The organism is Streptomyces enissocaesilis, from assembly GCF_039533765.1.
Taxonomy (GTDB): Bacteria; Actinomycetota; Actinomycetes; order Streptomycetales; family Streptomycetaceae; genus Streptomyces; species Streptomyces enissocaesilis.
Genome location: NZ_BAAAUD010000011.1, coordinates 37,495 through 58,259, shown reverse-complemented (window position 1 = coordinate 58,259; position 20,765 = coordinate 37,495). Strand labels below are relative to the sequence as shown.

The 20,765-nt window shown below is 69.9% G+C and carries 12 protein-coding genes; 1 reads left to right on the top strand and 11 read right to left on the bottom strand.

The window, feature by feature from the left end:
* Positions 1–133: 133 nt before the first annotated feature.
* The 3 genes from glgC to ABD374_RS04235 are packed head-to-tail and all read right to left on the bottom strand — an operon-like array spanning position 134 to position 3,315.
* Positions 134–1,351 carry a glucose-1-phosphate adenylyltransferase gene (gene glgC, locus ABD374_RS04245; RefSeq protein ID WP_344490829.1) on the bottom strand — a complete coding sequence of 406 codons (1,218 nt, stop codon included), beginning with the start codon at positions 1,349–1,351 and terminating at the stop codon, positions 134–136.
* A 20-nt stretch (positions 1,352–1,371) separates the two neighbouring features.
* Positions 1,372–2,559 (bottom strand): glycogen synthase, encoded by a 1,188-nt coding sequence (glgA, locus tag ABD374_RS04240; RefSeq protein WP_344490826.1) that lies wholly within the window; start codon positions 2,557–2,559, stop codon positions 1,372–1,374.
* Positions 2,560–2,592: 33 nt separating this feature from the next.
* Positions 2,593–3,315 carry a (2Fe-2S)-binding protein gene (locus ABD374_RS04235; RefSeq protein ID WP_344490823.1) on the bottom strand — a complete coding sequence of 241 codons (723 nt, stop codon included), beginning with the start codon at positions 3,313–3,315 and terminating at the stop codon, positions 2,593–2,595.
* 165 nt (positions 3,316–3,480) lie between these two features.
* On the opposite strand from ABD374_RS04235, the gene ABD374_RS04230 reads away from it, so the two are divergent.
* Positions 3,481–4,458, top strand: coding sequence for a DMT family transporter (locus ABD374_RS04230; RefSeq protein WP_344490820.1), 978 nt, complete (start codon positions 3,481–3,483; stop codon positions 4,456–4,458).
* On the opposite strand, the gene ABD374_RS04225 is transcribed toward ABD374_RS04230, so the two are convergent.
* From ABD374_RS04225 to ABD374_RS04190, 8 genes are all read right to left on the bottom strand, one after another.
* Complete coding sequence (locus ABD374_RS04225; RefSeq protein ID WP_344490817.1) at positions 4,428–5,618, bottom strand: transglycosylase family protein; 1,191 nt, start codon at positions 5,616–5,618, stop codon at positions 4,428–4,430. The genes ABD374_RS04230 and ABD374_RS04225 overlap by 31 nt on opposite strands.
* A gap of 325 nt (positions 5,619–5,943) precedes the next feature.
* Positions 5,944–7,548 carry a glycoside hydrolase family 13 protein gene (locus ABD374_RS04220; RefSeq protein ID WP_344490814.1) on the bottom strand — a complete coding sequence of 535 codons (1,605 nt, stop codon included), beginning with the start codon at positions 7,546–7,548 and terminating at the stop codon, positions 5,944–5,946.
* A gap of 94 nt (positions 7,549–7,642) precedes the next feature.
* Complete coding sequence (locus ABD374_RS04215) at positions 7,643–8,641, bottom strand: carbohydrate ABC transporter permease (protein ID WP_344490811.1); 999 nt, start codon at positions 8,639–8,641, stop codon at positions 7,643–7,645.
* Between the two features lie 4 nt (positions 8,642–8,645).
* Positions 8,646–9,581: a carbohydrate ABC transporter permease gene (locus ABD374_RS04210; RefSeq protein WP_425577126.1), complete on the bottom strand. Its 936-nt coding sequence runs from the start codon at positions 9,579–9,581 to the stop codon at positions 8,646–8,648.
* A gap of 85 nt (positions 9,582–9,666) precedes the next feature.
* Positions 9,667–10,902 carry an extracellular solute-binding protein gene (locus ABD374_RS04205; protein WP_344490808.1) on the bottom strand — a complete coding sequence of 412 codons (1,236 nt, stop codon included), beginning with the start codon at positions 10,900–10,902 and terminating at the stop codon, positions 9,667–9,669.
* A gap of 345 nt (positions 10,903–11,247) precedes the next feature.
* A complete protein-coding gene (locus tag ABD374_RS04200) occupies positions 11,248–11,430 on the bottom strand; it encodes a hypothetical protein (RefSeq protein ID WP_344490805.1) in 183 nt (60 codons plus the stop codon).
* Positions 11,431–12,281: 851 nt separating this feature from the next.
* Positions 12,282–16,568, bottom strand: coding sequence for a discoidin domain-containing protein (locus ABD374_RS04195; protein ID WP_344490803.1), 4,287 nt, complete (start codon positions 16,566–16,568; stop codon positions 12,282–12,284).
* A 148-nt stretch (positions 16,569–16,716) separates the two neighbouring features.
* Positions 16,717–20,091 (bottom strand): CARDB domain-containing protein, encoded by a 3,375-nt coding sequence (locus ABD374_RS04190; RefSeq protein WP_344490800.1) that lies wholly within the window; start codon positions 20,089–20,091, stop codon positions 16,717–16,719.
* Positions 20,092–20,765: the final 674 nt, after the last annotated feature.

Here is a 20,765-nt window from a genome sequence, read left to right as displayed (position 1 = left end):
CTTTACGTAAGCGGGGCGCCCGGTGCCAAACCCCTCACCCCCGCAGAGGGCGCGCAGCGACGCATCTCACACACCGGGGGGGACGGGGCGGAGAAGGGGCGGGGAGGGCCGGGGAGGCAGCAGCCCGGTCCGGCTACGACACCACCTGCCCCTTGCCGAGCGCGATGACGCCGTTCTTGGAGACGGTGTAGAGCTGCTGGTCACGCCCGGGGTTGACACCGATCGTCGCCCCGGGCGGCACGTCGACGTTCTTGTCGAGTATCGCGCCCCTGACGACCGCTCCCCGGCCGACGCGGACGTTGTCGTGCAGCACGGAGCCCTGCACCACGGCGCCCTCCTCCACCACCACGCCAGGCGACAGCACGGAGCGGGTGACCTGGCCGCGGATGAGGCACCCCGCACTGACGATCGACTCGCCCGCGATGCCGCCGGCCACGAAGCGGGCGGGCGGCAGCTGGCCGGGGTGGGTGTAGACGGGCCAGCGGCGGTTGTGCAGGCTGAACTGCGGCTGCTCCGATATCAGGTCCATGTGCGCGTCGTAGTACGTGTCGAGGGTGCCGACGTCGCGCCAGTAGCCGTGCTCGTGGGGCGTCTCCCCGGGAACGTGGTTGTCGTCGAAGTCGTACACCTGGGCCACGCCGCTCTCGGTGAGCATGGGCACGATGGAACCGCCCATGTCGTGCACCGAACCCTCGTCCTCGGCGTCCCGGTGCAGGGCGTCGACGAGCACCTTGGCGGTGAACACGTAGTTGCCCATGGAGGCGAAGACCCGGCCCGGGTCGCCCGGCAGGCCGGGCGGGTCGGCGGGCTTCTCCAGGAACCGCTCGATCCTGGCCCCGTCGGACGCGGGCGTGATGACGCCGAAGGACGACGCCTGGCCGCGCGGTACGCGGATGCCGGCGACGGTGACGCCCGCGCCGCTCTCGATGTGGCGCTGCAGCATCTGCCGGGGGTCCATGCGGTAGACGTGGTCGGCTCCGAACACCGCGATGTAGTCGGGCTGCTCGTCGTGCACGAGGTTGAGCGACTGGAGGATCGCGTCGGCGCTTCCCAGGTACCAGCGCGGGCCGAGCCGCTGCTGGGCGGGGACCGGGGTGACGTAGTTGCCGAGGAGGCTGGACATCCGCCAGGTGGTGGTCACATGGCGGTCCAGCGAGTGCGATTTGTACTGCGTCAGGACGCAGTTGCGCAGGATGTCCCCGTTCACCAGGTTCGACAGGACGAAGTCGACGAGCCGGTACGTACCGCCGAACGTCACCGCCGGTTTGGCCCGGTCGGCGGTCAGCGGCATCAGCCGCTTGCCCTCCCCGCCCGCCAGTACGATCCCGAGCACCGAAGGTCCACCACGCATCTGCCGCCTCCTGCTCGCCGCTATCCGGACTTGAGAATCTCCTCGTACACCTCGGCCGTGCGGCGGGCGACGGCGTCCCAGCCGAACTCCCGCACGGCCCGCTCGCGGCCCGCCCCGCCCATCCGCGTCGCGGTGCGCCGGTCGCCGGTCAGCCGGTTGATGCCGTCGGCCAGGCCCGCCTCGAAGGCCCCGGGGCCGGTCTCGTCGTACGGGACGAGCAGCCCCGTACCGCCGTCCTCGACGACCTCGGGGATGCCGCCGACCGCCGAGGCGACGACGGGTGTGCCGCACGCCATCGCCTCCAGGTTGACGATGCCCAGCGGCTCGTACACCGAGGGGCAGACGAACACGGCGGCGTGGGTGAGGAGTTGGACCACGTCCGGGCGCGGCAGCATCTCGGGGATCCAGTGCACGCCGTCGCGGGTGCGGCGCAGCTCGTCGACGAGCTCGCGGAACTCCCGCTCGATCTCCGGGGTGTCGGGGGCTCCCGCGCACAGGACGAGCTGGGTCGCCGGATCCAGGTGCCGGGCCGCGCGCAGCAGGTGCGGGACGCCCTTCTGGCGGGTGATGCGGCCGACGAAGAGGGCGTACGGGCGCTGCCGGTCGATCCCGGTGCGCCGCAGTACGTCCGTCGCGGGGTCGGGCCGGTAGAGCGAGGTGTCGATGCCGTTGTGCACGACCCGTACCCGGGCCGGGTCGAGCGCCGGATAGCTGCGGAGGATGTCGGCGCGCATGCCGTGCGAGACGGCGACGACGGCGTCGGCCGACTCGATCGCGGTGCGCTCGGCCCAGCCGGACAGGGCGTAGCCGCCGCCCAGTTGCTCGGCCTTCCAGGGGCGCAGGGGCTCCAGCGAGTGCGCGGTCATGATGTGCGGGATGCCGTACAGCAGCTTCCCGAAGTGGCCCGCGAGGTGGGCGTACCAGGTGTGGGAGTGGGCCAGGTCGCACCCTTCGAGGGCCGCCGCCATCGACAGGTCGACGGAGAAGGCGCGCAGGGCGTCGTTCGCACGGTCCAGGGCGGGGTCGGGGCGGTGACGCAGTACGCCGTCGTCCTGCGCGGTACCGGTGCCGGTGCCGGTGTTCGTGCCCCAGCAGTGCACTTCCACGTCGACGAGGGACCGTAATCCGCGGGCCAGGAACTCCACATGGACCCCGGCGCCGCCGTAGACGTCCGGCGGGTACTCACGGGTGAGCAGCCCCACCTTCACCGCGGTCCTCCCCTCGTCGTCCTCCCCCGATGGTCACTCAGATACGCGCTGTGCGGAAGACCGCCTCGGAGGACTCTCGAACACGCAGTCGCCGCACAGGCCGCCGGACGGGCAGCGGTAGTAGAGGCAGCAGCTGCGGCGGCGGAAGGACGCGCCGTCCGGGGACAGGACACCGGTGGTCCGCAGACCGGGGTGGCGGAAGAGCTCGGCGGCCAGTGCCAGGGCCCGCTCCCCCACCTCCGGGCGCCCGTTCCTCCCTGCCCAGGCGTGGAGTTCGCGGGCGGCGCCGGCCAGCGCCGAACCCGCGTTGCCCCGCAGCAGCGGGGACGAGACGCGGCCGTCCCGGCGCAGCGCGTCCGCGAGCGGTACGAGATGGCCGTACTGGACCACCTCGCGGATGCGGTCGGCGGTCGCGGGCAGCATGCGCGGCGGCGTCGCCAGCCACAGGTCGTCCGGCGACGTCAGGTCGGCGTCCCACCGCAGCGCGTCCGGCGGGAGGTCGGGGAACTCGCCGTACAGCGCGGCCGGCCCCAGGGCGAGCGACCACAGCCGGGCGGCGAGGCCGAGATGCGCGATCGAGGCGGCGACCCTGCGCTCGGGAGCGCGCAGCCGTGCGGCGACCTTGTCGACGCGGAACGTCAGCGGGGCCGTGTCGCCCGCGTAGACCCGGGCGAGCGGGAGGTGGCCGCCGCCGTCCGGCGCCCGGGTGCGCAGCGCGAAGAACCCGCCCACCGACGCCATTTCCGTCAGATCCATGTCCCCGCTCCTGTGTTCGTACGGACGGGCGGCTTCCGCCCGCGGTATGGCCGGACACCCCCGGGAGGAGGACCTCGGGCGTACGCCCGTACTACGTGAGCAGTACGTACGAACGCCTGCTCAAGGACGACGACACGAACGCTCCGGGAAGCCATCGTGGAGTCCATGAGTGCTCTCGCGCTGTCCGTGCTCCTGGCACTGGTCTCCGCTGTCGCCTATGCGGCAGGGGCCATTGTCCAGGAACGCGTCGCGTCCACGGCTCCGGCCCGTCCGTACGCCCCGCTGCGCCACGGCGGGTGGTGGGCCGCCGTGGCGCTCAACGGGCTCGGCGCGCTGCTGCATGTCGGGGCGCTGGCGTACGGGCCGCTGAGCCTGGTCCAGCCGCTGGGCGCGCTGACCATCGTCTTCGCGTTGCCGATGGCGGCCCTGTTCGTGGGGCGCGGGGCGGGCGCCGTCGCCTGGCGCGGCGCGATCATGGCGTCGGCCGGTCTCGCGGGGCTGCTGTCGCTGACCGGCACGGCCGGCGCGCAGTCGCTGGGCGGCGGCGAGCGGCCGGTGGTGGCGGTGGCGACGTTCGGCGGGGTGGCGGTGGTGTTCCTCGTCGCGCAGCGGGTGCACCGTGCGGTCGTGCGCAGCATCCTGCTGGCTGCGGCGGCGGGCGCCGCGTTCGGCATCTCCTCGGTGTTCACCAAGTCGGTGGCCGTCGACTGGACGGCGTCGGGCGGCCTCGCCGGTCCGGGCGGGTCGCTGCCGAGTCTGCTGGCCGTCGCGGGGCTCGCGACCGCGGGCATGCTGCTCTCCCAGGCCGCCTACCGGGGCGCCGGGCTGGCCGCCCCGCTCGCCACGGTCACCGTGGTCAACCCGGTGGTCTCGGCCGCGGTGGGCATCACGCTCTTCGGCGAGCACTTCCGGTACGGCGCGACCGGCACCGCCCTGGCGCTGGGCTGCGGGGTCGTCGCGGCGGGCGGGCTGATCCTGCTGACGACGGAGCGGCTCGGCGGGCACACCGGCACGTCGCACGGGCGCCTGCCGGCCGCGGGGTCGCAGGTCCGTGTTCCGGGGCAGCGGCCTCGGACTGCGAACGTGACGGAAGCGGTGACGGGGACGGTGCCTCAGACGGCGACGCCGCCCGCCCTGAGGTAGGCCAGCGGGTCGATGTCCGAGCCGTAGCCCGGCCCTGTACGCACCTCGAAGTGGAGGTGCGGGCCCGTGCTGTTGCCGGTGGAGCCGGAGCGGCCGATGCGCTGGCCGACGCCCACCTTCTGGCCCTCGCGCACGGTGAGCGCCGAGAGGTGGCCGTACTGGCTGTACTTGCCGTCGGTGTGCTGGACGACGACCTGGTAGCCGTACGCCCCGCCCCAGCCGGCCGAGACGACCCGGCCGGAGGCGACGGACTTCACGGCGGTGCCGGTGGGCACCGGGAAGTCGACCCCGGTGTGGTAGCCCCTGGACCAGGAGGAACCGGCCGCGCGGTAGGGCGTGCTGGGGCCGGTGTCCACCGGGGCGGAGAGCCCCGACGTCCGGCCGGCCCTGCTGACCTTGCTCTCCTTGTCGGCCTTGCTGTCCCGCTGGGGCGACGCGGCGGCCGGGGCGCGCTCGGCCCCGGCTCTCCTGCCGGTTCCCGTTCCCTTGTTCGGTCCGGCTTTCTGCGCGCCGCGCAGGACCAGCCGCTGCCCGGGGTGGATGAGGTCGGGGTCGTCGCCGACGACCTTGCGGTTCGCGGCGTACAGCCCTTCCCAGCCGCCCTTGACGTTCTCGGCGTCCGCGATGGTCGAGAGGGTGTCACCGCCGTCGACGGTGTACGTCCTGCCCTTCGCCGAACCCTTCGGTTCGGGCGCGTTGGGGGCCGATGCCTTCCTGGTCTCCGTCCCGGGCCGCTCGGGTCTTCCCGCCTTCGGCTCCGTGCTGATGTCCGGCGCGCCGCCGCCGCGGATCAGGCCCGCCCGTACCGAGCACAGCGGCCAAGCCGTCGGGCCCTGCCCCTTGAGCACCTTCTCCGCGACGGCGATCTGCTGGTCCTTGGTCGCGAGGTCGGCGCGCGGGGCGTAGGCCGTACCGCCGTACGCCTGCCAGGTGGACTGCTTGAACTGGAGCCCGCCGTAGTAGCCGTTGCCCGTGTTGATCTTCCAGTTGTCGGTCGACTCGCAGGCCGCGACCTTCTCCCAGACGTCCACCGAGGCCGCGTCCGCCGCCCCCGGTGCGATCAGTGGCAGGGCCATCCCGGCTCCGCCGGCCGTGACCGTCAGCGACGCACGGTTGATACGGCTCGGCTGGTACCGGCGGTGTCGACCGGATGCGGCCATGACTCAGCTCCCCCACTCACACATCTGACACGTGGCAATCGGCAAAAGTACGGCCCCCGCGCGTGCCGTGACAAGGGTCGGTACGCCGAACTCTCCCCTGCCGGTGGCATATTGGCCGTCCCGCTGCCGGTCTGCCGTCAGCTTCCCATCCCATCGGGCCGGACCGGGCCGGAATCCGGAAACCGCCATGCGACCCGAGGGTCCGGGAACAGCCGGGCCCATCGGTGCGTACCCCGGCGGACGCGGACACCCCGGCTTCGCACGCCACGGCTCCACGGCCGCGGCGCACGGCCGGACGGCGGCCGGGGCGCACGGGAGCGGGCCGTCAGGCGCGCAGCCAGACCGCGGTGTCCCGCGGCAGCCGGCCCTCGTCGTCGAGCGGGCCGCTCGCCAGGAGCAGCTCCTGGTGCGCCGGGACGGCGGCGGGACGGTCCGACAGGTTGACCACGCAGATCAGACCGTGCGTCCGTGCGAAGGCGAGGACGCCGTCCGTCGCGGGCAGCCAGGTCATCGGGCCGTCACCGAAGCCGTCCGAGGACCGTCGCAGCCCCAGCGCCCGCCGGTAGAGCGCGAGCATCGACCCCGGGTCGGTGCTCTGCCGGTCGACGGCGTAGGAGGGCCAGTCCCCGGGCTGGGGCAGCCAGGGCTCGGTGAGCGCCCCGAAACCGGCGTGCGGGGCGTCCGCGGTCCAGGGCAACGGGACCCGGCAGCCGTCCCGCCCCGGGTCGGTGCCTCCGGAGCGTACGTGCATGGGGTCCTGGATCCGGTCGAGCGGGATGTCCGCCTCGGGCAGTCCCAGCTCCTCCCCCTGGTAGAGGTAGACCGACCCTGGCAGCGCGAGGGTGAGCAGGGCGGCGGCGCGGGCGCGGCGGGTGCCGAGGGCCAGGTCGGTGGGCGTGCCGAAGGTCTTCGTGGCGAAGTCGAATCCGGTGTCCGCGCGGCCGTAGCGGGTGACGGTCCGCGTCACGTCGTGATTGCACAGCACCCAGGTCGCCGGGGCGCCGACCGGCGCGTGTTCGGCCAGCGTGTCGTCGATGGTCTGCCGCAGCCGGCCGGGATGCCAGGGGCAGGTGAGGAAGTTGAAGTTGAAGGCGGTGTGCAGTTCGTCGGGGCGCAGGTACCGGGCGAAGCGTTCGGCGTCGGGCAGCCACACCTCGCCGACGAAGACGGCGCCGTACTCGTCGGCGATGGCGCGCCAGGAGCGGTAGATGTCGTGGAGCTCGTCCTGGTCGATGTACGGGTGGGGGTCGACGCCCTCCTCGAAGTCGGCGAGGGCGGGGTCCTTGGCGAGCAGGGCGGCGGAGTCGATGCGTACGCCGGCGACACCGCGCTCGAACCAGAAGCGCAGCACGTCCTCGTGCTCCTGGCGGACCGCCGGGTGGGCCCAGTTGAGGTCGGGCTGCTCGGGGGTGAACAGATGCAGGTACCACTCCCCGTCCGGAACCCGGGTCCAGGTACGGCCCGAGAACTGGGAGGGCCAGTTGTTGGGGGGCAGTTCGCCGCGCTCGCCCCGGCCGGGCCGGAAGTGGAACAGCTCGCGCTCGGGGCTGCCGGGTCCCGCCTCCAGGGCTGCCCGGAACCACGCGTGCTGGTCCGAGACGTGGTTCGGGACGATGTCGACGATGGTCCGGATGCCGAACTCGCGTGCCTCGGCGATCAGTTTCTCGGCCTCTGCGAGGGTGCCGAAGGCGGGGTCGACGATGCGGTAGTCGGCGACGTCGTAGCCGCCGTCGACGAGCGGTGAGACGTACCAGGGCGTGAACCACACCGCGTCGACGCCGAGTTCGGCGAGATACGGCAGTCGCGCCCGGACGCCCGCGAGGTCCCCGGTGCCGTCGCCGTCGCCGTCCGCGAAACTTCGGGGGTAGACCTGGTAAATGACGGCGTCGCGCCACCAGTCTCCGGCGGGGGGTGAGTGAACAGCTGCCACGGGACGGTCCTTTCGGGCAGGTGGGGCTCCGCCGCCGGCCTGAGCGGGGACATGGACAGGCAGTCCGGCGGCGGAGTGCTTTGCGGAGGGGCAGTCAGCCCTTGAGGCTGCCGGCGGTGAGGCCCGCCATGATGCTGCGCTGGAAGAAGAGGAACACGATGATCATCGGGACGCTCGCGATCACCAGGCCGGCCATGGTCTGGTTCTGCGTCACCGCTCCCGCGGTCTGGGACAGGCCCACGCTGATCGTCATCCTGCTGCTGTCGGGAAGGACGAGCAGCGGCCAGACGAAGTCCTTGAAGACCATGACGACGGTGAAGATGGACACCACGCCGAGGATGGGCCGGGAGATGGGCAGGATGATCGATACGAGGACGCGCCACGGAGGTACGCCGTCGATCTCGGCCGCTTCGAGCAGCTCGTTCGGAATCGAGTCGAAGAATCGCTTCAGCAGGAAGATGTTGAAGCCGTTGGCGGCCGCGGGAAACCAGATGGCCCAGGGTGAGTTGAGCAGGTGCCAGCCGAAAATGGGCACTTCGGTCACCGTGATGTACGCCGGGATCATCACGACGATCGGCGGGATCATGAGCGTGGCCAGCATGGCCCCCAGGATCACGTTCCCGAACATCGGCCGGAGCTTGGACAGCGCGTAGGCGGCGGTGACGTCCACCGCGAGCGCGAAGAGCCATGCGCCGACGGCGTAGAACAGCGTGTTCTTGAGCAGCAGCCCCATGTCGAAGAGTTCCCAGGCATCGGCGAACACGGAGAAGTCCGGCGCCTTCGGGAACAGGGAGGGCGGCATCTGGGCGATCTCCTCGCCCGTCTTCATCGCCCCGGTGACCATCCAGTAGAGCGGGAACACGAACACCAGGGTGAACACGGCCAGGACGACGGCGAGCAATGCCCAGTATATTCTCCGACCCCAGCGGGACTTCAGCTCCAGCGGGGAAACGATGGTCCTGGCATGGCCCTCGGCCCACGCGCCGCGACGTTTCGTCTTGCTTCCGTTCCCGCTTCTGCTCCTGCGCTGCGGAGCCGGCGCCACCGTCGTGTCCTCATCCGCCGTCCTGGGGAGGGCAGTTGTGTTCAGCATGGGCCTACCTCTTCTCGTCGCGGGTCAGCCGGAGCTGAATTGCGGCGACTGCCAGGAGGACGATCATGAGCATCAGGCCGAGCGCGCTGCCGGCCCCGTAGTTGCCGCCGTAGACGAAGGCGTACTGGTACATCAGGTAGGCGACGGTGACCGTCGCGTTCTCCGGTCCGCCGCCCGTGAGCATGTACGGCTCGATGAACACCTGCATCGTGGCGACGATCTGCAGCATCAACATCAGCAGCAGGATCAGCCGCGTCTGCGGGACCGTGACGTGCCAGATCCGCTTGAGGATGCCGGCCCCGTCGAGTTCCGCCGCCTCGTACAGGTCGCCGGGGATGTTCTGCAGAGCCGCCAGGTAGATCAGCACCCCGGACCCGAGGTTCATCCAGGTGGAGACGATCACCAGGGAGATCAGCGCGGTGTCGGTGGAGTCCAGCCAGGCCAACGCCGGCAGTCCGACGAAGTCGAGCACCTGATTGAACAGCCCCGGACCGGGATCGTAGAACCAGCGGAACAACAGGACCGACACGATCGGCGGCAGCATCACGGGCAGGTACACCACGAACCGGAGATACGCCCGAGCGTGCCGCAGTTCGTTGAGCACGATCGCGACGGCGAAGGGCACGATGTAGCCGCACAGCAGAGCCAGCGAGGTGAAGGCCAAGGTGTTCCGCCAGGCCTGGCCGAACGCGGGATCCTCCACAACCGTACGGAAGTTGTCCAGGCCCACCCAGGTCGGCTCGTCGACGAGGTTGGTCTGCTGGAAGCTGAGGACGACTTCCCTGATGATCGGCCACCACGCGAACATCGCGAAGCAGAACAGCGCCGCGCACAGAAATCCATAGGCGGTCAGATTGTTCCGCACCGCCCGACGGCGTTGCGACGGTGGTCTGCGGCGCGGCGCGAGCTGCCGCTTCGGCTCCATGGTGAGTGTTTCCATCGTGATCTCCAGTTCCCGGCTATGGTTCCGACGCGGAACCGATGCGGGGTGCCGCCCTCTGGACGGCACCCCGGGACCGTCGCTGTCAGCCCTGGGCCAGAATCGTGTTCGCCTTGGCCTCGGCGTCCGCGAGCAGTTTGTCGATGTCGGCGTTCTCCCGCGTCAGCACCGCGGACATGGCCACGTCGAGCACTGCGTACAGCTCCTGGGCCTTCGCCGGCTCCAGCTTGGGAGCGACTCCGGCCGCGGCGTCGGCATAGAACCTGTAGTTCTCGGTCGGCAGGACGGCGTTCGCGTCGCGGTCCTCGGCGATGGCCTTGCCGGTCGGGGAATCACCCATGTAGTCGTTGTTGGGGACGCCCACAGCCTCGCCGTTGGCCTTGCCCCGGGCGTAGTCGTGGCGGCCCTTGCCGGGCGTATTGAACTGGAAGTCGATCCACTGCATCGCGGCCTTGGTCTGCGCGGCGTTCGCCTTGGGGTTGATCATGTAGGCCTCACCGCCGGTCAGCGACGCCTTGCCCTCCGGCACGCCCGCGATGCCATAGGCGTCGACATCCCCCCGGAACTTCTGGACCAGGTCGGTGACGACGTCCGGCGCCCCGAGCATCATGCCCGTCCTGCCTGCCGCCATCTGCTGCATCAACGCCTCCCAGCCGATCAGCACCCTGCTGCCGACGCTGTCGTCCTCCCAGCGCATGTCGTGCAGGTTCCGCAGCACGGCCTTGCCCTCGGGGCTGTTGAAGGCGGCCTTGTCCTCGACGACCATCTCGCCGCCGCGGCTGAAGATGGACTGCGCGAAGTGCCAGCCGCCGACGTTGCCGCCGCCGTACTCGCCATAGCCGACATAGCCGTCGCCCAGGTCAGCGATCTTCTTCGCCGCGGTACGGACCTCGTCCCAGGTCTTGGGCGGGTTGTCGGGGTTGAGGCCGGCTTCGGTGAACAGCTTGCGGTTGTAGACCAGGCCGACGCTGTAGCTCACGTTGGGAACGCCGTAGACCTTGCCGTCCTTGGTGACCATGTCCCTGACGTCCTGCTTGATGTCGCCGTAGTTCTTCACCAGGTTGGTCAGGCCGGTGATGTCCTTCGCCTGCTTCTTGGCTATCACGTCGGCGTAGTTGGTGACGGGCACCATGAAGACCGTCTCCATCTGCCCGCCGGCCAGCTTCGCGGCGAAGGTCTTCGGGTCGAAGCACGGTTGCTGGTCAGTGCTGTTGACCTTCACGCCCGGGTGCGCCTTCTCGAACGCGGCGACGTCGTCGTTCCATGCCTTGCGCTGCTTCGCCGCGGTCTTCGCCGGCTGGCACGCAACGGTGATCGTCACGTCTCCTGCGGTGGAGTCCGATGAGTCACTGCCGCAGGCCGCGAGGCTGAGCACGAGGCCTGTGGTCAGAAGGATCGGGAGGATACGGGACTTCATTACGGCTCCTTGGAGGTGACGCCCAAGCACTGCCCTGATTGCTGCGTAACGATAAGACGGCTTACAGATGTGCGCAATATTTTGATCCATAGTTGCAAGATTACGACTGCATTACGACACCCTGCGATGATGGCTCGTCGCACTGAGACGTGGAAACGCCGACCGACGGAGACGCCCGGACAGGCCGACTGCGGCGGGGCGCGGGGTGCGACGCACGGTTCGAGTGCCGCGCCGGGCGGCGCGTTGCCGTCATCCCGCGCGGATGACGGTATGCGTGCGCGTCCGTGGGATCGGCGACGACGAGGGGCGGCGGCTGCGGATCGCCCGCAGGGACGCCGGGTCGGCGGTGACCTGGCGGCGGGCCCAGACGGCAGTGCCGTCCGCGCGGGACATACCGGCGGCGAAGACCGCCGAGGGGATGGTCGACGGCATCAGCCACGAGGGCCCGCACATCCCGCTCCGGGGGGAAGGCGCCCCTTTTCGACGCCCGAAGACCCGGAAGACCTCCCACGATCCGGACTGCACGGCCGAGGAGGCTCGCGTCGGGCACCTTTGCGCGATCGCCGACGGCGAGGTCGTACCCGACGGCGGCGAACCTCGAGCCGCCCTCCGCCTGGACGAGTCCCCGCCCCTCGACCTGATGCCGCACCCGGGCACTTCTCATGGGTGGTCCCCTTCGGGCATGAACATGGAGGACGCCCCACCACCGGTGCGATGCGGGACGCGGCACACTCAATCACCACCAACAAGTGAACGCAATATATCGCGCTCGTATAGTAATTGTTTGACAGCTAGGCGATGATCGCCGTGGATCACGACGCGGAAAGGGCGCAGGCCGGGCGATCGAGCCCGGAGGCGCCCCGGGGAACGGAAATCGCTGGACGTCGGGCACTGCGGGTCGTCGGCTCCCGGGGCGGGGCCCCTTCCATCTCGCATTCACCAGCGGATCGGCGCAGCACGGCCCGAGGCTGCGTGCCACGGCGCGCTCGCGGGCGGGCCGTCCGAGAGGGCGGGTTACCGGCGGAGCTGACGGGGCGGCACCCGCGTACGGCGCGGCCAAGGGGCCCACGAAGGCCCCCGAGGGCATGGGGCCGGCCCGTGGGCACCCCGTGGCGATCGACGGGCGTCCGGGGCCGGGTCGGGTGACGTGCGAGCGGCAGGGACGCCCGGAGGGCCGGGGCCGCGCAGTCGGGCCTTCCGAACGCGTGACGAGGTCGGCGCAAGCCTCGCAAGCGGTTTGCGCCGACCTCGTCATGCCTTGCCCCTCCCCGGTGCGGGATGGGTCACGGATTGATGTTGATCTTGAAGGTGGACGTGGTGTTGCGGATGTCCACTGCGTTGTTGTTCAGTTCGAGGCCGTTGAACGTCACCTCGCCCACGGCGGGGCCCTGTCCGGATTCGGGCATCTCGTTCGCCCACAGACCGAAGCCCGACTTGGCGTCGTAGGCGTCGCCGCTCTTGCGGGCACCCGTGATCGAGATGTCGCTGAAGACCGTGTCCTTGATCGGGAACTGGGGCTGGCCGCCCACGTAGTTCGTCTGGAACATGACCCCGCTGTACGTCGGGTCGACGATGTCCACGTGGCTGACCCTGATGCCCTGGAAGACCTTGGAGGCCGAGAACACCCAGATGCCCGGGAAGGTCTGCGAGCCCCAGAAGTGCCCACCGGCCCGCACGATCGAGATGTTCTCCAGGTGCGTCGGATCGGTCCCGAAGCCGTTCATCGGGTAGCCGAAGTCCAGTGAGGAGATCGTGATCCCGGAGTAGACGAGCGTGTCCGCGATGTGGATGTTGCGGAAGGTGTTGGCGTAGCCGCCGTAGACGGCCACACCCGCGGCCCGCCAGGTCAGCGTGGAGGTCAGGTTCTCGTAGACGTTGTTCTTCATGTCGGCGCCGCCGGCGTCGATCGCCGAGAACAGTGCGAAGCTGTCGTCGCCCGTGGCCCTGGCGTCGTTGTTGGACACGAGGTTGTCCGTGGACCCGTTGGTCATGTTGATGCCGTCGGCGAACATGTTGCGGATCCGGGAGTTCCTGATCGTCATCCGGTCGGTGTTGGCGCCCCAGTAGAGGCACACCATGTGCTCGGTCCAGATGTCGTCGATCACGATGTCCGAGACGTTCGCGAAGTCGAACACCTTGCCCGGACCGTCGATCCGCGAGGTGTAGTTCCCGAAGTAGGCGAAGCCGGAGAACGACGACCCCTTCGCCGACGCCTCCGCCCGGAAGCCCACGTCGGTGTTGTCCTGCGACGAGGGCGCGTGGAACTTCGTGTACCACGGGCCGGCGCCGGTCACCTTCACGGCCTTGCCGTACACCTGGAACTTGCTCGCCGTCCGGTAGTCGCCCGGCGGCAGGTAGACACCGACGAGCTTGCCGGTGGTGTCCATCCGTACCCTGTCCAGCGCGTCCTGGACGTTCTGGTGGGTGAAGCCGGCCGGCACCGTGTAGGCGGCCGGGTCCGGGTTGGCGACCGGCGCGACCTGTTCGAGGTTCACGAAGTCGATCGCGTACGTGGAGGTGTTCGCGGCGTCCTTCTGCAACCGGATCTTCGCTCCGGCGGGAACCGTCTCGCCGAGCATGAGGTGCGCCTCGTCGTAGATGTGCCGCGGCGCGCCCGATCCCGGTGAATTGCCGGGCGCGGTCTCGGCGCCGTACAGCCAGGCGTACTTCGACGTCAGCGGGAGCGCCTTCTTCATCACCCCGTTGACGTAGACGTTGATCGTGGAGTCGATGCCGCCGCCGCCCGGGGCGTCCGGGATCGAGAAGCGGGTCACCAGGGTGTTGGTGGAGGCGCGGGTGGTGAACTCGACGTACTCACCCGTGGCGTCGAGCTCGACCGCCTTGCGTCCGGACGCCTCGCCCGCGATGTCGCCGACCGTCCGGTTGGGCCCCAGGACCCGGGCGCCGCCACCGGCCGTGCCGTCCTCCGCCTCGTACATGTCGTACGGCATGTTGGCGCCGCGCCCGACGAACAGGGGCTGCGTGGAGGTGTTGTTCCCGCGCTTGACCGGCAGCTCATTGGCGTCGTCGGCCACAACGACCTTGACGGTGTACGAGCCGTTGGCCGCCGTCCACGGGCCGAGGCCGACGTCGGCCGACGCACCGGCGGCGATGGCGCCGGTGTGCGCGCCGGTCAGGGTCTTGACCGTGTCGCCCTTGGAGTCGACGAGCGTCAGCGTCACGCCGTGGCTCCCCCCGGCGCTCGCCACGCTTCCCTGGTTCTTCAGCGCCACCTTGAAGGAGACGGTGTCCCCGGCCGCCGGGCTGGACGGTGAGGTCGTCACCGAGGCGGCGACCAGGTCCGAACTGGAGACGGGCTTGACGACCAGCGCGGTGGGGCTGGTGAAGGTGTTGTTGGACTCGTTCTGCTCGATGACCGCCTTCGTCTCGTCGGCGACCGCGCTCAGCTGGTACGAACCGGCGTCGCGGGCCCCGATGGAGGCGCTGACCGTGGTCTGCGCTCCTGCCGCGAGCGCCCCGGCCTGGGCGGTGGCGACCTTGGTGCCGCCGAGCCGCAGGGCGACGGCGCTGGCCGGCGCGGCGGCGGTCCCGCTGTTGCGGACGGTGGCCTTCACGGTGATCGCGTCCGACTCGACGGGGGCCGCGGGCGTCGTGGTCAGGTCGGTGACCTCGAGGTCCGGGTTGGGCGCCGGAACACCGATGACCTGGAACTCGGCGAGCTGCCCGGCGGAGGAGCGGGAGTTGGCGGTGAACTTGAGCTGGACGTCCGCGACGCGGCCGGAGACGGGGACGGTGACGCTGTTGCCGCTCGCGGGATCGAACGTGTAGCTCTTCGCGGCGACCAGGCCGGTGAAGTCCGAGGCGCTCTGTTCGCGGCCGAGGACCTCGATCGTCTGGGTCCGGGCCGACCAGGAGCTGTCGGGGTTCAGCTTGAGCACCAGGCGGTCGAGTTCCGCGTTCGAGCCCAGCTTGGTGGTGAGGGTGGTGGGGTAGCTGCCCGCCGCGCCCTCCCAGTAGGTGGCCGTGTTGTTGTCGTTGGCGTTCTCCGCGACGAAGGTGTGGACCGAGGACGAGGCGCTGATCTGCTTGCCGACCGCGAGGTTGGAACCCGTACCGCCGCTGCCGTTGCGCGTCACGGTGTTGCTGTTGCCGGACTGGTTTCCGGCCGCGTCCTTGGCGCGGACGTGGTAGGTGACCGTCGCGGTGGCCGGCTGGGTGTCGGTGTAGGTGGTGACGTTGCCCGCGACACTGCCTCGGAGCGTGTGGTTGGCGTAGATGTCGTAGCCGGTGACGGCCGTGTTGTCCGAGGAGGCGTTCCAGACCAGCCTGATCTGACCGCTCGCGGGCTCGGTGAGGGCCAGGTTCGCCGGCGCGGTGGGTGCCTGCGTGTCGCCGGTGTCGGCACGCCGGGTGACGGTGCTGCTGTTGCCGGACTGGTTTCCGGCCGCGTCCTTGGCGCGGACGTAGTAGGTGACCGTCTGGTTCGCGGGCCGGTTGTCGGTGTAGGTGGTGACGTTCCCGGCGACGCTCGTGAGCAGGGTGCCGTTGGCGTAGATGTCGTAGCCGGTGACGGCCGTGTTGTCCGAGGAGGCGTTCCAGACCAGCCTGACCTGGCCGGTGACGGGCTCGGTGTACGCGAGGCCGGACGGGACGGTCGGCGCCTGGGTGTCGCCGGTCGTCGGCCCGTAGACCTCGAACTCGGATATCTGCGCCGCGGGCTGCACGCTGTTGGCGGTCACCAGGACCCGGACGTAGCGGGTCGTGGTGGCATCGAAGGTGATCGTCGCCGAGCGGCCGCTCGCCGCGTCGAAGGTGTACGCCCGGGAGGCGGTCAGGTCGGTGAAGTCCGTGCCGTTGGCGCTGCCCTGGATCTTCAGGGTCTGGCTGCGGGCCTCCCACGTGTCCGGCAGGCGCAGGACGACGCGGTCGACGCGGACGGAGGAGCCGAGGTCGGCCCGGAGCCACTGCGGAAGGGCGTTGTTCCTGCTCTCCCAGTAGGTGGCACGGTTGCCGTCGTTCGCCTGGGGTGCGCTGTAGACCTCGGTGTGGCTGCTCGCCGTCAGGGTCCGGCCGGCGGCCAGGTCGGCCGACGACCCGTCGGCCGCGTGCACTTCGAGTTCCGAGAGCTGGGCCGCCTCCCAGCCGCTGTTGGCGGTGATGTCGATCCGGACGAACCGCGCCTGGGTGGCCGGGAAGGACACGGTGACGGTGTTGCCTGCGCCCGGACTGAAGGTGTACGAGGCGGAGTTCTTGAGGGTGGCGAAGCTGGTCCCGTCGGCACTGCCCTGGACGGAGAGCGTCTGACTGCGGCTCTCCCAGCCCGCCGGCACCTTCAGCACGACCTCGTCCACGCGCGTCGTGGCACCGAGGTCGGCCTGCACCCATTGCGGCAGGGTGGTACCGGAGCTCTGCCAGTAGGTGCCCTGGTTTCCGTCGGTGATGTTGCGCGCGCCGTACTCGCTGTGCGCGCTGCTCGCCGCCGCCGCGTCGCCCAGCGCGATGTTGGGTCCCCCGGCGGCTCGGGCGGTCGTCAGCGGACCCCCCAGTGCCAGGAGGCTTGTCACGATCACGGCGCTCATGCTCCGTGATCTCCAGTTTCTGATTCTCATCTGTCCCCGATCCCGGCCTCGCGCCCATCGGCGTCGAGACACGGCTCAGTCGGATAAGTACGCAAGGGAGCGCGCGGTCGCGCGCGGTCCTCGCCCCGGCCGCGGTGGCGGCCGGGGCGAGAGCGCTTCGCCGCGCGGAAACGGCCGGCTAACCCGCCCTGTTGACGACGAACTGCGAGCCGGGCTCGACCAGGACGTCGCCGTCGGCCGAGTTGGTGATGGTGACGTCCGTGAGGGTGGCACTGCCCCGGGCGCCGCTCATCGCGAGGATGCCGGAGCCGTTGTTCGACTTGTCGATGCGGACGTTCGTGACCTTCACGCCCGGCATCGCGCCGCCACCCGTCTTGAACTGGATACCGTCGTAGGTGGAGTCGATGATGTCCGTGTCGCGGATGGTGACACCCGGGATGTCCTGGCCCTGCGCGAAGAGGGTGATGGCGCCGAACTCCTGGTCCTCGTTCCAGAAAGCGCCACCGGTGCGGTGGAGGGCGTTGTTGGCGATGAGGGTCTGCCCGGAGAAGGGCAGCGGGTCGTGGTCGGTCGCCAGCATGATCCCCGGGTAGTTCATGGTGTCGGAGATGATGTTGTTCTCGATGGTGTTGCCGTAACCGCCGTAGATCGCGATGCCGTTGGCGCGCCACGGCAGCTGGATCGTGTTGTTGCGGAAGTGGTTGTCGTGACCGACGTCCACCGACGTGTCCTTCACGTACTTGCTGGCCCAGACCGCGAGCGCGTCGTCGCCGTTGTTGCGGAAGGAGGAGTTGTAGACGGTCGAGTTGCGCGTACCGTTGGCGAAGTTGATGCCGTCGGCGTACGTGTTGCGAATCCGCATCCCGCTGAACTCCACGCCGTCGCCCGGCCCCCACAGCTCCGGCACGTTGGAGTAGTCGCGTCCGGCCCACACGCCGACGTTCGCGTGCTCGATCCACACGTTGCTGATCTTCGTGCCCTTGCCGAACCGCCCGTTGAGGCCGACTCCGCCCTCCTGGTTGCCGTCACCGCCGCGGATGGTGCCGGAGCCGAAGATGGCGATGTCGGATATCTGGGTGTTGTGGTCGATGTCGAAGCCGAAGTTTCCCTCGTGCGGGTGGTTGATGCCGCCCGCCTGGTGCGGCGGGGTGAGGGTGTAGAACTGGGAGTGCCACATGCCCGCGCCGCGGATCGTCACATCGCGGATGCCCACCACGTTGAACTGACCGCGGTTCTGCGGGTCGTCGGTCAGGATCTTCTGCTCCTGCCGCCACTGGCCGGCCGGGATCCAGACGCAGCCGATCTCACCCTTCTGGTCTGCTGTCACCGCGCGCTGGATGGCGTCGGTGTCGTCGATGCCGTCGTTCGGCACGGCGCCGTAGTGCGTGATCGAGGTGCAGCCCGCGGGCTGCGCCGCCGGCGGTGCGACCTGCTCCAGGTCGATCAGGTCGAGGATGTAGAAGGAGGCCGTGTCCCCGGCGTCACGCTGGAGCCGGAACTTCGTCCCCGCCGGGTAGGTCTGCGTCAGGAGCGCGTGGGACTCGTCGAAGAGCCGTCGCGCGTCCGCCTGCGGGGTGTTGGTCAGGCCCTCGGGGTCGTCGGTCTTCCCGTACAGCCAGCTGTGCTTGGAGGAGAGTGTCAGCTTCCGGCTGAAGGTGTCGTTGACGTAGAGGCTGATCGTCGCTTCGGCGCCGCCGCCGGCCGGGGCGTCGGGGATCGAGTTGCGCACGACGATCGAGTTCGCGGCGTTGGCGGAGGTGAACTCCACGAACTGGCCGGTCGAGTTGAGCCGCACCGACTGCCGGCCGGAGGACTCGGTGGCGAAGTTGGTGTGGCCGAAGGTCCGCTTCTGGTCGGAGGTGAGGAGCGTGCCCTGGTAGCGGGCGTCCTCGGCCTCGTACTCGGTGTACGGCACCGCCGCGCCGCGTCCGACGACGACGGAGCGCGCGAAGACGTTGTTGTTCTCGTCGGTCTCGGTGACCGTGCCCGTGGCGTCGGCCGTCGCGGTCAGTGTGACGCCGCCGCTCGTGGCCGTCCAGCGGCCGCTGATCGGGACGGTGACGGTGTCGCCCGCGGCGATCGCGCCCGCGGTGCCGTTGAGTGTGGTGGTGCCGGCGACCAGTCGGGTCACCGTCCCGGCCGCGACACCCGTGGTGCCCCGGTTCTGTACCGCCACGCTGAAGCCGACCGACGCGCCGACCGCCGGGGCGGCCGGGGTGGAGGTGATGCCCGTGACCCGCAGGTCCGGCCCCGGGCTCTGGCCGACGACCAGCTTCGTCGACGCCGTCCGGCTGTTGTTGCTGTTGTCCTGCTCCGCGACGGTGTCGGTGGGGTCGACGACCGCCGAGACGGTGTACGAACCCACCGGACGCTTGCCCACCGTGACCGGAACGGTCGCCGAGGCTCCGGCCGCGAGCGCGGCCACCGGAGCGGAACCGGCCACCGTGCCCTCCAGGCTGACGTTCACCGTGGTGGCGGCCGCCGGGGCGGTCCCCGCGTTGCGCACCGTGGCGTTGACCTTCACCGTGTCGGTCTCGGACGGGGAGGACGGGGACCAGGTCAGGTCGGTGACGGTGAGGTCGGGGTTCGGTGCCGCCGCGCCCACGACCTGGAACTCCGCGACCTGCGCACCGGTGCCACCGCTGTTGGAGAAGAAGGTGAGCCGCATGTCCGCGTACCGGCCGGTCACCGGGATCGTGACGGTGTTCTTCCCGGCCGGACTGAACGTGTAGTCGGCCCGCGCCTTGAGCGAGGTGAAACCGGTGGCCGACTGCTCACGGCCGAGGACCTGGATCGCCTGGGTCCTCGGTCCCCACGCCTGATCGGGGTTCAACTTGACGACCACGGCCTCGACGTCGGCGTTCGCGCCGAGCTTCACCGTCAGACTGGACGGGAATCCGGAGGACTCCCAGTAGCTGGTGAGGCTGTCGTCATTGGCGTTCGCCGCGACGTAGGTCTGCGTCGTCGAAGTGGCCTCGATGGGCTTGTTGCGCGCCAGGTTCGAACCGGTCGTCGGTGGCTCCCCCGGCCCCTCGCCGCCCTCTCCGTAGACCTCCAGCTCGGAGAGCTGCGCCGCGTTCCAACCGGAGTTGGAGTTCACCTGCACCCGTACGAACCGGACCGTGGCAGCCGTGAAACCGATACTCACGGTGTTCGCCCTGGCCGGATCGAAGGCACGGGCACTCGACGCGGCGAGAGTGCTGAAGGCACTGCCGTCGGTGCTTCCCTGCACATTGAGGGTCTGGTTACGCGCCTCCCACCCGGTGGGAAGCTTCAGCGCCACCCGGTCGGCCCGGACATTGCCTCCGAGGTCCACCTGGACCCACTGCGGAAAGGCGCCCGCGGGCCCTTCCCAGTACGACTGCTGGCTTCCGTCGGTGACGTTCCCGGCCGGGTAGGCACTGTGCGCTCCACCGGCCTTCGCGGACTTGCCGAGAGCCAGGTTGACTTCCTCCGCCGCGGCATGGGCGGTGACGGGCAACAGCCCGACCGCGATCAAACCGGCTGTCACCGCGCCGGCGATCAGCCGCCAGCCCTGGTGTTTGCCTCTCATGATGGCCTCTTGTTCCATGATCCGGGCAGACGGCCACGGCTCGGCACCCGCCCTTTCACCGACACGCAGTCGACGGAGGTGAGGCGACGAGGCGCGTGTGCCGGTGCGCCGAGTGGACGATGACAGGAACCCTCATCAGGTACCTGACACGGGACCTGCGAGGAAACGGCAGCGCATACCTACTGGTTTTGAGTTATTCGGTCAATCTTTTGCGTTGCCAAGGTGACAGGTTTCTACCAGGTCACCACTTTGTCAACGGCCGTGACAGCTCAGCGAGTTGAGACGACCGTTCCCGCAGGTCAGCGACGCGGGCCTGGCGGCGACCGTAGGCAGGGGCCGCCCTTCCGGTTACGGCCGCCCGGCGGGACCCACATGTCGTCGGGGGGTGCGGCAAAAGCCCGGCAGTCCGGCCGCGAAGCGCCCTCGGGACTACCGGGGAGGGCAGAGAACCCGGCTGGGCCGGTGCGGATCCGGCGGTCCTGAAGCAGGACGACATGACGGGGACACACCTGCGGAAAAAGCGGCACGCGCTGGTGGTCCAGGCGCAGCCGCGGGAGTCCGGGCGGAGGCCGGCGACGCGCCCGCCCGCGTGAATCCGACCCGGCGGCAACGCCGCCACTCAACCGTCATGACGAGGTGGACGCAATATCCGCCGTAGCAAACGAAACATATCG

Bases quoted from the DNA above. Each gene is read 5' to 3' on its own strand.
- ABD374_RS04235 (WP_344490823.1), bottom strand. From the start codon at position 3,315: ATGGATCTGACGGAAATGGCGTCGGTGGGCGGGTTCTTCGCGCTGCGC.
- ABD374_RS04200 (WP_344490805.1), bottom strand. From the start codon at position 11,430: ATGCCGTCGACCATCCCCTCGGCGGTCTTCGCCGCCGGTATGTCCCGC.
- ABD374_RS04215 (WP_344490811.1), bottom strand. From the start codon at position 8,641: ATGCTGAACACAACTGCCCTCCCCAGGACGGCGGATGAGGACACGACG.
- ABD374_RS04230 (WP_344490820.1), top strand. From the start codon at position 3,481: ATGAGTGCTCTCGCGCTGTCCGTGCTCCTGGCACTGGTCTCCGCTGTC.
- ABD374_RS04190 (WP_344490800.1), bottom strand. From the start codon at position 20,091: ATGAGAGGCAAACACCAGGGCTGGCGGCTGATCGCCGGCGCGGTGACA.
- ABD374_RS04210 (WP_425577126.1), bottom strand. From the start codon at position 9,581: ATGGAAACACTCACCATGGAGCCGAAGCGGCAGCTCGCGCCGCGCCGC.
- ABD374_RS04225 (WP_344490817.1), bottom strand. From the start codon at position 5,618: ATGGCCGCATCCGGTCGACACCGCCGGTACCAGCCGAGCCGTATCAAC.
- glgC (WP_344490829.1), bottom strand. From the start codon at position 1,351: ATGCGTGGTGGACCTTCGGTGCTCGGGATCGTACTGGCGGGCGGGGAG.
- ABD374_RS04195 (WP_344490803.1), bottom strand. From the start codon at position 16,568: ATGAGAATCAGAAACTGGAGATCACGGAGCATGAGCGCCGTGATCGTG.